Below are 13,740 nucleotides of genomic sequence, written 5' to 3' on the forward strand. Positions count from 1 at the left end.
GCACGATCATGCAAATTTGTTGCGTTGTTCCCCTCTTATTGTCCATTGTTTACATGGAAAGCATGAGCGTGAATGTCTCCCCGAATCCTCACGCTCAAAACAACAAGTTAGTGAGGAAAATGAATTCCGAAGAGTTTTATGATAAAAACAACATAAAGCAATATCATTATAAAATTGTTTTATGTTGTTTTTATTTTATCTGGTGTAAAGTCTCTGCTGTTATGTAACTTTTCAAAGTTTCTAATCCTATTATAAACAATTATCTGACTTTTGTGAACAGAAAGAATTCAAAAATTTTATATTACTATAAAATTCTTTATTTAAACATCTGTATAATACTCATAACTGCATAGGCAATTCCAGCCCCAATTAATGGACCTACAGCGACCCCATTAAATAAAGCAACTGCTATAATTGTCCCGAAAACGAGTGCAGTTGTAATATGAGGATCTGTCGTTAATAATTTTACGCCACCTTTCGCTAACAGAGCAACTGCTACCCCTGAAGCTAAAGCAATCCATGCATAATACGATTTCGCTGCTTCCCCAAGTTGTTTAAAACCTATTTCCCCCGTTGCAATCGGTACGAGTACTGCTATTGTAATAACCGTAACACCGAGGTTAATCCCTTTCGTTTGTAGATAAGGGAAGACTTTATCTCCTAGAAACGTAAATTTCAATAGAAATAACACACCAATAGCTACAGTAAGCGATTGGTTTTTCGCAATAAGTCCTATAATAAGTAGTATGAATAAAAATAACGTTGACTGACTAATCATGTTTGCACTTCCTTTCTGAAAATAATGAACTCATTTCCAAACAAAAATACCTTTAAACCTATCGTTATACATGCTATATCGATGCCTATCCAACATGAATCACTTCATTTTTTATGCATTTTAAAATGAAAAACTGAGACTTTCACCATACAAATGTAAGCATGTATACATTTTAAAAAACGAGCGTCTCTCCTTTCTTTTCTAATTAGAAACAGGTAAAATAAAAAGAAGAGAAAATGAAGTTTTTACCATATAGTAGAAGCATCAACACCAAGCTTTCACAGTCACTCACGTACTGAAAAAGCAGGAAAAATCCATCATTCCACTATAACATAAAGTGAAACTTTAATCAGTGGGGCACACTCGTTATAAGTTGAACGAATTAGGATAATCCAAATTGGAATGGGAGGTATACATCTTTGAATCGAAACTTACTATATATGATATTGCGACTCATATTTGTCATTGTAGCTACGGTAGCCGGGTTCTATGCATTACTATATATGTCAGGACTTATCTATCCTTTTATTATCGCTTTCGCATTTGCTTATTTGATTAATCCTGTCGTCAATTTCCTTAATCAAAAACTACAATTTCCTCGCGCACTCGCAGTACTCGTTAGCTTAATTCTCGTATTTGGAGCTATCGTCGGACTCGTTACATACCTTGTAACAGAAGCAATATCTGCTACAACATACTTACTACAACTTGTTACAATAAAATTTCCGGATATCGTTGCATTCGCTCAGCAGTTTGCACTTAATCATATTATGCCTCTCTATGATGATTTAATTTCTAAATTTAATCATCTTGGGGAACCACAGCGCTATACGATTACACAAAACATTCAAAACTTAGGAACTGAAGCAACGACGCAAATGAAAGAACTTTTAACCGCTATTATAAGCGGGTTAACAAATTTTATTAGTGCACTACCAACTACTTTAACTGTACTTGTTTTCGTTTTATTAGCCACTTTCTTCATTAGTTACGATTGGCATCGTCTTGCTCAGAAGGTAAGAAAGTTTTTGCCCAACCGTGTTCATGGCTATGGAAAAACTATTTTTGTGGATTTAAGAAAAGCTTTATTCGGTTTTGTTAAAGCACAACTTACACTCGTATCTATGACAACTGTTATTGTATTAATCGGACTTTTAATATTACGCGTACCATACGCCATTACTATCGCGATTATTACAGGGGTTGTAGATTTACTCCCGTATTTAGGAACAGGAGCTGTCTTCGTTCCTTGGGTTATATACGTATTTTTCACTGGCGACACTGCTTTCGCCATCGGTCTTCTCATTTTATACATCGTCGTGATTGTCCAAAGACAAATTATGGAGCCAAAGGTACTTTCATCTAACATCGGCCTTAATCCATTAGCAACACTGATTGCTCTATTTGTCGGCTTTAAGCTCTTTGGCTTCTTAGGATTAATCATCGGTCCAGTCACCTTAGTACTACTTAATACATTACACAAAGCTCGTGTATTCCATGATTTGTGGAAATATATTAAAGGCTCACCTTCAAAATAATAGTTTCTAATTCATACACAACAAAAAAACTTACATGTAATCAGTGGGAATTTCCCACTGATTATTCCTTGTACTTATTTTTCATACTCATTACATAAAACAAGAGAATTGCACTCAAAAAAGATAATCCTCTTGTTTTTTTGCATAAAAAACGCATATTTCGTGGTGTTTTTACATATTTATTCTGTTATCATTATAATTATTACTTACATTTATTACTTTTTATGTAAATGAATAAATATACAAAATGGCATAAAATGAGACTTAAACTGACCGTTTGCCTATTCTTATTTAACTTTTTTCATTCCAATTCATTCTTTTTTACATACAAAAACAATCTTAAGTTCAGATTCCCACTTTAAACACACTAATTCAGAGTTAACAACTCCCCAAATCACATATCCAATCGAAAAAATACACAACAAAGTAAAACTTTAATCTACAAGGATCCTATCCCCATCGATTATTAACTGTCACATTCGCCGCATGTTAAAACACATCTTTCATTAACTGAATTTTAACCACCCTCTCATCCTTTTACAGACAAAAAAATAGTGCTTAGATCGCTATAATCTAAGCACTATTTCTGCACAATAATAGTTGAGTTTTTTCTAAACTTCCATTCCATCCACTTCATAACAAACGGCTTCAATAAAGCCCTCGTCATAGGGACAACAAAGATGAAACCTATTATATCCGTTACATATCCAGGAAGCACCAAAAGAATACCTCCTACAAAGATAAAAATACCATCTAAAACCGCTGCTCCTGGCATTTCTCCTCTATTCAACTTAGATTGAATCTCTCCAAGCACTTTAAAGCCTTGTCTTTTCGCCAAATATACACCTACAACGCCTGTAAATACGATCATAGCGAACGTAGACCACAAACCTATTACATGACTCGACCCAATTAAGACTGTAATCTCAATAGCCGGTATTAAAATAAACAAGAATAGTAACCACTTCATAGTTCTACACTCCTTTCATATCCCATCACTTTAAACACCCTCACAACGTCCATATACACCATATAAAAGCCAAACGCACTTTCCCATCAAACTTCATAATAAATAGCTTTTAAAAGCAATTTCAGACGTTTTAAGCTAATTTTACCTCATTTTTGTGTAAAAAAAAGAGAAGGACTCCGATCCTTCTCTCCGTATTACTTATAGCACTTCCGCATGTCCATTATAAACAATTCCGCGTGCTGCATCAACTGTTACTTCTTGGCCATTTTTTAAAGTTGCTGTTACGCCGTTTACACCAACGATAACAGGAATACCGATTGATACACCTACAACAGCCGCATGGCTTGTTAGACCGCCTTCTTCTACAACTAGAGCAGCAGCTTTTTCGATTGCAGGGATCATATCTTTATCAGTGCTTGTTGTAACAAGGATATCACCTTCGTTTACGTTCGCTACAGCTTCAGCAGCTGTTTTCGCTACAACTACTTTACCTTTTGCAGCTTTACGACCGATTCCTTGTCCTTTAGCAACTTCTTCACCAACAACGTGGATTTTCATTAAGTTTGTTGTACCAGTTTCAGCAACTGGTACACCAGCAGTGATTACTACAGTGTCTCCAAGTCCGATTAGACCTGCATCCATACCTGTTTGAATCGCTGTATCTAACATTTCGTCAGTAGAAGCTGCGCGCTTCTCAGCCATAAATGCTTGTACACCCCAAACAAGCGCAAGACGACGTCCTACTTGCTCGTCAGATGTTACAGCTACGATTGGAGATTTTGGACGGTATTTAGAGATCATTTTCGCAGTATATCCACTTTCTGTTGGAGCTACGATTGCAGCTACATCAAGAGCAAGTGCTGTATGCGCAACAGATTGGCTAATTGCATCTGTAATTGTTGGAGTGAACTCTTTAATACGTTTTTTGAACATATCTTCATATTGTAATGATTTTTCAACACGTACTGCAATGTTAGCCATCATTGTTACTGCTTCTACTGGGTATTGTCCAGCAGCTGTTTCACCTGAAAGCATGATTGCGTCTGTACCATCGAAGATTGCGTTAGCTACGTCACTTGCTTCCGCACGAGTTGGACGTGGGTTACGTTGCATAGAATCTAACATTTGTGTTGCAGTAATAACTGGTTTACCTAACACGTTACATTTTTTGATTAGACGTTTTTGTACTAATGGTACTTCTTCTGGCGGAATTTCTACACCCATGTCACCACGAGCTACCATTAAACCGTCAGAAACTTCTAAGATTGAATCGATATTGTCGATACCCTCTTGGTTTTCGATTTTTGGTACGATTTGGATGTATTGAGCGTTATGCTCTTCTAGTAATTCACGGATTTCTAATACGTCAGCTGCTTTACGTACGAATGAAGCTGCGATGAAATCAACTTTTTGCTCGATACCGAAGATGATATCTTTTACGTCTTTTTCAGTGATACCAGGAAGCTTAATGCTTACGTTTGGTACGTTAACACCTTTTTTATTTTTTACAGTTCCGCTGTTAAGAACTTTTGTACGGATGTTTCCGTCAGCTTTTTCGATTACTTCTAGCTCGATAAGACCATCATCGATTAGAATGCGAGAACCTGGGTTTACATCGTCATAAAGACCAGCATAAGATACAGAGAACTTCTCTGCAGTACCTAATACTTGCTCAGTAGAAATAACAACTTCTGCACCTGTTACAAGCTCAGCTTGTCCGTCTACGAAGTCGTGAGTACGGATTTCTGGACCTTTTGTATCAAGTAAGATACCAACTGTTTTACCAGTTTTCTTTGAAGCTTCACGAATGTTTTTAATACGAGCGCCGTGTTCTTCATGGCTACCATGAGAGAAGTTTAAACGAGCAACGTTCATACCTGCTTCGATTAATTGCTCTAATTTTTCAATACTTTCACTAGCAGGACCTATAGTACATACAATTTTAGTTTTACGCATATTGCACCTCCGAAAATTATGAAACCGTTCCCAAATATCCGACATTACGCCGATTAGATGGATAATTCTTTAGATAATTGATACATATCTTTATCGATTGTATGCTTTTGAGCTAACGCTTCGATAATATCATGATCAACAAGTTTGTTATCTTGAATACCTACACAACGTCCACCTTTACCAGCAATTAATAATTCAACTGCTCTTGCACCAAGACGGCTTGCTAATACACGGTCTTGTGCACTTGGTGATCCACCACGTTGTACGTGACCTAATACAGTTACGCGAGTATCAAAGTTTGTTGCTTCTTCAATGTGCTTACCGATGTCAATTGCACTTCCAACACCTTCAGCTACAACGATAATACTGTGTTTTTTACCACGTTCACTACCGCGCTTTAGACGAGCGATAACATCTTCCATGTCATACTCTTCTTCTGGAATTAAGATTGTTTCCGCACCATCAGCTAAACCAGCCCATAATGCGATATCACCAGCGTGACGTCCCATTACTTCGATAACATATGTACGTTCATGAGATGTAGCTGTGTCACGGATTTTATCAATTGCATCAATAACAGTGTTTAAAGCTGTATCGAAACCAATTGTGAAGTCTGTTCCAGGGATATCATTGTCAATTGTACCTGGTACACCAACACATGGGAATCCTTGTTCAGTTAATTTTTTAGCGCCTTGGTAAGAACCATCTCCACCAATAACAACAAGTCCTTCGATACCGTGTTTCTTTAATTGCTCGATACCTTTTAGTCGTACTTCTGGGTCTTTAAACTCAGGACATCTTGCTGTATATAATTTCGTACCACCGCGGTGGATAATATCGCCAACAGAACCTAGTTCTAATTTTTCAATGTGACCAGAAATTAATCCAGCGTATCCATGGTAAATACCATATACTTCAATATCATGGAAAATCGCTTTACGAACAACTGCACGAATGGCAGCATTCATACCAGGTGAATCTCCACCACTTGTTAATACACCAATACGTTTCATTTGTACTCACCTCATAAAGATTATTTGCCTTATAATAAAATAACACGAAAAAATATAAAAATACAATGGAGAAGATGTGTCTTTTCATAATAAAAACGTGCATTCGCGAAGTGGAACGCACGCTTTTCTTATTTTATCCAAATGGAAGCGTTTGAAAACGAAACTTGCCCAATTTTCATATATTTTTCATAACGTTTTTCGATTAATTCATCTTTCGAAATTCCGTTTAATTGTTCAAAAGTTTTCCCTAGCATTAAATCTATATTTTCTGATTGTTTCAAAATATTACGGTGTGCTCCACCCTTTGTCTCTGGAATAATTTCGTCAATTACACCTAATTCTTTCAAATCTGCTGCTGTAATTCTCATCGCCTCTGCAGCTTCCTTTGCTTTTCCTGCATCTTTCCAAAGAATTGCCGCTGCACCCTCTGGCGTAATAACAGAATAAGTGGAATTTTCTAGCATATGAATGTAATCTCCTACTCCAAGACCTAGTGCACCACCACTACCACCTTCGCCGATAACGATACAAATAACAGGCACCGTTAAGCCTGCCATTTCGAATAAATTGCGGGCGATAGCTTCACTTTGACCACGTTCTTCAGCAGCTTTACCAGGATAAGCTCCTTTTGTATCAATAAAACAAATAATTGGACGGTTGAACTTTTCCGCCTGCTTCATTAAACGCAATGCTTTTCGATATCCTTCTGGGTGAGGCATCCCAAAATTACGGCGAATATTTTCTTTCGTATCTTTTCCGCGTTGATGCCCGATTACAGTTACAGGCATCCCTTTATACTTCGCAATGCCGCCGACAATCGCTGCATCATCGCCAAATAGACGATCTCCATGACATTCAAAAAAATCAGTAAATAAGTGCTCAATATAATCGAGCGTTGTCGGTCGTTCTGCATGACGAGCAATTTGAACACGGTCCCACACTTTCATATTGCCGTATATATCTTCCTCTAAATTTTCTAGCTTGTCTTCCAAAATACGAATCTCCTCACTGAAGTCCATCTGGCTGTTTTTCGTATAGTCTTTCAGTTCACGAATCTTATTTCTTAGCTCAACAACTGGTTTCTCAAATTCTAGCTCTGCCATACAGCCATTTCCCCTCCTTGATGAACTTCTAAAATCTTACGAAGCGATTCTCTCATATCATCACGATGTACCACCGCATCTAATTGACCATGTTCTAGTAAGAATTCTGCCGTTTGGAAATCTTCCGGTAGTTTCTCACGCACCGTTTGTTCAATTACACGTCTACCAGCAAATCCGATCAGCGCCCCTGGTTCTGCAAGATTATAATCACCAAGTGAAGCGAAACTCGCTGAAACCCCGCCCGTCGTTGGGTGAGTCATAACAGAAATAAATAATCCTCCTGCATTACTATGCTTTTTCAAAGCTACGCTTGTTTTTGCCATTTGCATTAAACTTAATATCCCTTCTTGCATACGAGCACCACCCGAAGCAGTAAAGATAATAAATGGAACTTGTAAGTCGTACGCCTTTTCAACCGCACGGGCAATTTTTTCTCCTACAACAGAGCCCATGCTCCCCATTCGAAAACGAGAATCCATTACTGCAACAACAACAAGCATGTCATCAATTGTTCCTTCACCAGTTACAACCGCTTCGTTCAATTCAGTCTTTTTACGATCGCTCTCTAGTTTCTCTTCATATCCTGGAAACTCGAGTGGATTTAATGAAACCATTTCTTTGTCATACTCACGGAATGACCCTTCGTCCAATATACTATCAAGACGTTCCCATGCATTCATAGGATGATGATATCCACAATTCACACATACTTTTAAATTTTTTAGAAGCTCTTTCGTATACATGATTTTTTTACATTTCGGACATTTTGTCATAACGCCGTCTGGTACATCTTTTCGTACTTGTTCTGAAGGTATTGCAGCGTACTTTTTCTTTTTCACGAATAAATCTCTTAGCACAATTTGACCCCCTTCGTTGAGAGCTAAGGTTAGCGTAAGAAGAAAATTGGGCTAACACCAAAGTTTGATGTTAGCCTTATCTTCTCAATCTGTCTAATAACCTCACTCTTTACGTTTAACTTTAACCGCTACGCGATAGAATGTTTGTCATAACGTGTCATGGTCATTTCGACAAATTTTATACATTACGAGTGAAACTGTATATTCTCTACTAATTCATCGTAAATTTTTAGTGCATCATTTTCTTGTTTTTCTTCCAAAATAGCGTAAAGCTTTCTATACATATCGATAGAATCTCCTGAAACTTTACAAGAAAGAGTTGATACGTAATCATTTACGATCATCCAAATGCGATATAGTAAATAATTATCGACTTGTTCAATAAGTGTTTTAAAGAACGTTTGGTGAAGCATTGGAACTGAGTTTTCATTTCCTTCAAGCACTTGATGTAATTTACTTAGCACTTTAGAAAACGTTTCTTTCGGTAAATTACATACAATTCGAATCATATCTTTCTCAAGCAATCGTTTTGTTTGTAATAAATCACGAATTGTTTTCTCATCTTGCAGCAAGAACGGAGCAATCAATTGTACAAGACCGTTATCGTAAAAGTTTCGAATAAACGTCCCTTCACCACGTCTCGTTTCAATTAATCCTACAAGTTCTAAAGCACGCAACGCTTCTCTTACAGAGGAACGTCCTACGTTTAAACGTGAACTTAACTCACGCTCAGACGGCAAACGATCCCCTGCTACCAATCCATCCTCTTCCATAATGGAACGGATTTTTTTTACAATTTCGAGATATACTTTTGTATTTGATGATGTCAATGGAAATTCCTCGCTTATTCTTTACCAATCAGCGCTAATTGTTTTGTTTTCTCAGCAACTTCATTTGGATCTACTTGACGGCGAGCTACTCCTGTCTCCATTGCAGCTTTCGCAACGTAAGCTGCTACTTGAGGCGCTACACGCGCGTCAAACGGTGCTGGAATGATATAGTCTGCATTTAACTCATCTTCTGCTACAAGCTCAGCAATAGCTTGTACAGCTGCCATCTTCATTTCTTCGTTAATTTGTGTCGCATGTACGTCAAGTGCACCGCGGAAAATACCAGGGAACGCTAGTACATTATTTACTTGGTTTGCGAAGTCAGAACGACCTGTTCCAACAACAGCTGCGCCCGCTGCTTTTGCCAATTCTGGCATAATTTCTGGAACTGGATTCGCCATTGCAAAAATAATTGCATCGTCATTCATTGTACGAACCATCTCTTCTGTTAATGCACCTTCTGCAGATACACCAATGAATACGTCCGCACCTTGTACAACATCAGCTAAAGAACCTTCGATACGATTCTTATTTGTATATTTTGCCACTTCATCCTTCACCGGATTCATACCTGTAGGACGACCTTCATAGATCGCGCCTTTACGGTCACACATAATAATGTCGCGTACGCCATAGCGATATAAAAGTTTAATAATTGCAATACCTGCTGCACCTGCGCCATTTGCGACAACTTTAATGTCAGACATTTTCTTTCCAACTAATTTTAGCGCGTTCACAAGACCTGCTACTGTTACGATAGCTGTTCCGTGTTGATCATCATGGAAGATAGGAATATTTGTTTCTTTTTTCAAACGTTCTTCAATAATGAAGCAGTTTGGTGCTGCGATATCCTCTAAGTTAACGCCGCCAAAAGTTGGCTCCATTAATTTTACAGTTTCAACAATTTTATCTACATCGTTTGTATTTAAGGCAATTGGGAATGCATCTACACCAGCAAAGCTCTTGAATAATACAGCTTTACCTTCCATTACTGGAAGAGATGCTTCTGGTCCGATGTTACCAAGACCAAGTACAGCCGTTCCATCAGTCACAACTGCTACCATATTTCCCTTCATCGTATATTCATATACCTTACTTTTATCGTCATAAATTTCTTTACAAGGTTCTGCAACCCCTGGAGAATATGCAAGACTTAAATCTTTTGCATTTTCTACTTTTACTTTTGATACAGTTTCTAATTTTCCTTGATGCACTTTATGCATGTGAAGTGCTTCTTCACGAAGTGTTGACAAACTATCCACTCTCCTCAAATTATTCTTGCTGATATCAATTTCTCCAAGTGGTCTGACCACGAACACTACTACTATAATAATCGAAGTGTAGGGAAATTGTCCATTATATTTTCACAACCACATTTTCTTCCCCGACAATTTCACGAAGTGCTCCTAAACATTCTTCACTTGGATGAATCGATAAACTTCGAGATAATTGTACCATTTTATGTTCCTTTTCATAATAAATTAGTACTTTCGCAAAACCCGAATAGTCAAACAATATTTTAGTAACCTGATTTAAAAGCTTTTTCTCATATTGAGACGGCAATTTCACGTAAACAGACGCATCTTTTTTTCCTTCATACACATCCATTTCTTCTAACGGATATAGTCCATTTACAATCCATTGCAGCTTATGATTTCTAAGCTCAATCATGCCGTCAACTAAAACAATTGCTCCTTCTTGTAACTTATCTGAGAAATGTATATACGTCTCGGGGAAAAGAACTGCTTCCATTTCATCATTTTGATCACAAAATGTAATAAATGCCATCTTTTGCAACTTTTTCGTACGAATCACTCTCACGCTTGTTATGTACACGATAGCTCTTTGTACTTTTTTCTTATGTCGCATCGCCTGAGCGAGAGTTGGAATTTCTAATTCTTTCGCTAACTTCACATACTGCGCTGTCGGATAGCTTGATAAATAAAAACCTAGTACTTCCTTCTCTTTATTTAACTGTTCAATAAAAGAGAGCTCTTCTCCTTGTACGTATTTTGATTTCGGAACAGCATCTCCTAAATCACGTGCAAGATTGGCATACTCTAACGCTCCTTTAAGACTTTTCCATAAATTCGTTCTCGAAACACCAAAATCATCAAAACATCCAGACCAGACGAACGCCTCTAAATTTCGCTCCGTTACAAACTTTGATGGCATGCGCAGACAAAATTCAAATAAATCTTCAAACATTTTTTTCTCTCGTTCTTCGATTAATGCTGTCACTGTAGCCATTCCGATGTTTCGAATGGAAAGTAAGCTGTAACGTATCGCATTTCCTTCTATTTGGAAATTGTAACCACTTCTCTGAAGAGACGGCGGCAAAACATGAAAACCTTTTCGCTTCGTTTCGCGTATATACTGCACAATCTTATCTTCATTTCCAATTGCACTCGATAATAGTGCCGTCATAAATTCCAGCGTATAATTCGCTTTTAAGTAGGCAAGCTGATATCCAATCATACTGTAGGCTACAGCGTGACTTCGGTTAAAGCCGTAATTTGCAAATCTTACAATTAAATCGTAAATTTTCTCTGCAGATGTCTCGTCATAACCATTTTGTAAACAACCTTGCACAAAATGCTTACGTTCCTGATCTAAAATATCACGATTTTTTTTACTCACTGCACGGCGTAATAAATCTGCTTCTCCGAGCGAGAAGCCCGCCAACTTCGACGCAATTTGCATAATTTGTTCTTGGTATACAATTACACCGTATGTTCTTTCTAAAATCGGTTTTAAGTCCGGATGTAAATATTCAATTTTTCTTTTTCCATGCTTTGATTCAATAAAGGTTGGAATTTGCTCCATCGGTCCTGGTCTATATAACGAGTTAACAGCAACAATATCTTCAAATTCATTCGGCTTTAACCCGCGAAGTACATTTCGCATACCACCTGATTCAAGCTGGAATACACCTGTTGTATCCCCTCTACCTAACAATTGGAATGTCTTTTCATCTTGCAGTGGTAAATTTCTTATATCGATTTCTTTTCCTGTTTTTTGCACGATAAACTTTATAATATTTTCAAGTAACGTTAAATTCCGTAATCCTAAAAAGTCCATCTTGAGCAACCCAAGTTCTTCTAATGCATCAGCTGGGTATTGCGTAACATATACATCGTTATGCCCTTCTTGAATTGCAACACTTCCGGTTAATGGCTCTTGGCTCATAATAACGCCAGCTGCATGAATAGACGTATGACGTGGTAAGCCTTCTACACGTTTTGCAATTTCAAACACACGCTCATGCAAAAGGTTTCCTTGTATAAACTCCCGGAGTGATTGCGATTCCTCATATGCATCTTTTAACGTTATGCCAAGCTTTGATGGGATAAGTTTTGAAAATATGTCGATATCTCGTGGCGGAAGCCCCATTACACGCGCAATATCTCTAATTGCCGCTTTCGCTGCCAGCGTCCCGAACGTTACAATTTGAGCAACACGAAGCTGACCATATTTATCTTTCACATATCGAATCATCTCATCACGTCTTATATCTGGAAAATCGATATCAATATCTGGAAGTGTCACACGTTCGGGGTTTAAAAATCTTTCAAATAATAGATCGTATTCAATTGGATCAATATCTGTAATTTCTAATACGTAAGAAACGAGTGAGCCAGCCGCCGATCCACGACCTGGTCCTGTTAAAATATGATTTTCATGCGCGTACTTCATAAAATCCCAGACAATGAGGAAATAATCACTAAACCCCATGCTAGAAATCACGTTTAATTCATGATTCAAACGCTTTATATGTACTTCTTTCGGCGTACCATAACGTTTCTGCAATCCTTCTTCACAAACGCGGCGTAAATACATATCATTCGTTTCGTTAGATGGAACAGGGAATTTCGGTAATTGATTTACATGAAACGGTATTTCTACTCTGCAACGTTCTGCAATTTCTACTGTGTTATAAATCGCTTCTTCTACGTGAGAAAATAGTGCTTCCATTTCATCTGATGATTTTAAATAATATTGATCTGTTTTCAGCCTCGGCCTATCTGGATCCGTCATTTTCGTTCCACTTTCAACAGATAATAAGCATTCATGAACAAGTGCGTCACTTTGATTGATGTAGCGTACATCGTTTGTTGCGACGACTGGAATATTTATCTTACTTATAAATGCAGGTAATTTCTCTTGCAGAAGCAGTTCATCTTGAATCGCATGATGCTGTAAACTCATATAAAAATTGCCGAACATATTTTGATACATACGAGCTACTTCTTCAGCTTGACTCTCTTTGTCTTCTAATAATAATTGTTCGATTTCCCCATCTTTACCTGGTGAAATAGCAATTAATCCTTTCGCATAATGTGCAAGCCATTTCTTAGGAATACCTTCTTTTGACTTCGTCATAATGCTACTAGAGATCTTTAATAAATTTTGATAACCTATTTCATTTTCAGCAAGTAAGACAAGCGGATAAGACTTTTCTTCTTCTTCACTAAAAATAGAAGCTGTTAAGCCGATAATAGGATGTATACCATGTTTCTTACATGCTTTATAAAACGGAATAACGCCATACATCACATTTTCATCCGTAATAGCAAGTGATGAATAACCGAGCTCTTTCGCCCTAACTACAAGTTCATCAATTTTACAAGCACTTTTTAATAAACTAAAAACGGTTTGACATTGTAAATGCACAAACTTCACTGTTGTACCCTC

General features: G+C 37.5%; 10 protein-coding genes. 1 reads left to right on the forward strand and 9 read right to left on the reverse strand.

Annotated elements, in window-relative coordinates:
• Positions 1-316 precede the first annotated feature (316 nt).
• On the reverse strand, positions 317-778 hold the full coding sequence (locus PDQ68_RS05055; RefSeq protein ID WP_061183843.1) for a DUF441 domain-containing protein: 462 nt from the start codon (positions 776-778) through the stop codon (positions 317-319).
• A gap of 419 nt (positions 779-1,197) precedes the next feature.
• Between PDQ68_RS05055 and ytvI the strand changes: the two genes are divergently transcribed.
• The gene (gene ytvI / locus PDQ68_RS05060) at positions 1,198-2,316 is read left to right on the forward strand and encodes a sporulation integral membrane protein YtvI (protein WP_061183842.1); all 1,119 of its coding nucleotides are present in this window, start codon (positions 1,198-1,200) and stop codon (positions 2,314-2,316) included.
• 580 nt (positions 2,317-2,896) lie between these two features.
• On the opposite strand, the gene PDQ68_RS05065 is transcribed toward ytvI, so the two are convergent.
• The 8 genes from PDQ68_RS05065 to dnaE form a co-directional block, all read right to left on the reverse strand.
• A complete protein-coding gene (locus tag PDQ68_RS05065; protein WP_000871625.1) occupies positions 2,897-3,286 on the reverse strand; it encodes an FxsA family protein in 390 nt (129 codons plus the stop codon).
• Between the two features lie 198 nt (positions 3,287-3,484).
• Positions 3,485-5,242 (reverse strand): pyruvate kinase, encoded by a 1,758-nt coding sequence (pyk, locus tag PDQ68_RS05070; RefSeq protein ID WP_001232661.1) that lies wholly within the window; start codon positions 5,240-5,242, stop codon positions 3,485-3,487.
• A gap of 53 nt (positions 5,243-5,295) precedes the next feature.
• Positions 5,296-6,255, reverse strand: a complete 960-nt coding sequence (gene pfkA, locus PDQ68_RS05075) for a 6-phosphofructokinase (protein WP_000821163.1) — start codon at positions 6,253-6,255, stop codon at positions 5,296-5,298.
• A 128-nt stretch (positions 6,256-6,383) separates the two neighbouring features.
• On the reverse strand, positions 6,384-7,358 hold the full coding sequence (gene accA, locus PDQ68_RS05080) for an acetyl-CoA carboxylase carboxyl transferase subunit alpha (RefSeq protein WP_000818797.1): 975 nt from the start codon (positions 7,356-7,358) through the stop codon (positions 6,384-6,386).
• The gene (gene accD / locus PDQ68_RS05085) at positions 7,346-8,215 is read right to left on the reverse strand and encodes an acetyl-CoA carboxylase, carboxyltransferase subunit beta (protein ID WP_000942865.1); all 870 of its coding nucleotides are present in this window, start codon (positions 8,213-8,215) and stop codon (positions 7,346-7,348) included. The genes accA and accD overlap by 13 nt, the downstream gene beginning before the upstream one ends.
• Positions 8,216-8,400: 185 nt before the next feature.
• Positions 8,401-9,045: a FadR/GntR family transcriptional regulator gene (locus tag PDQ68_RS05090; RefSeq protein WP_000204442.1), complete on the reverse strand. Its 645-nt coding sequence runs from the start codon at positions 9,043-9,045 to the stop codon at positions 8,401-8,403.
• Positions 9,046-9,059: 14 nt separating this feature from the next.
• Positions 9,060-10,268, reverse strand: coding sequence for an NADP-dependent malic enzyme (gene ystJ / locus PDQ68_RS05095; protein WP_011199012.1), 1,209 nt, complete (start codon positions 10,266-10,268; stop codon positions 9,060-9,062).
• Positions 10,269-10,401: 133 nt separating this feature from the next.
• Positions 10,402-13,728: a DNA polymerase III subunit alpha gene (gene dnaE / locus PDQ68_RS05100; RefSeq protein WP_000673748.1), complete on the reverse strand. Its 3,327-nt coding sequence runs from the start codon at positions 13,726-13,728 to the stop codon at positions 10,402-10,404.
• Positions 13,729-13,740: the final 12 nt, after the last annotated feature.

This window comes from Bacillus cereus group sp. Bc010 (assembly GCF_027716745.1).
GTDB classification, from domain to species: domain Bacteria; phylum Bacillota; class Bacilli; order Bacillales; family Bacillaceae_G; genus Bacillus_A; species Bacillus_A pacificus.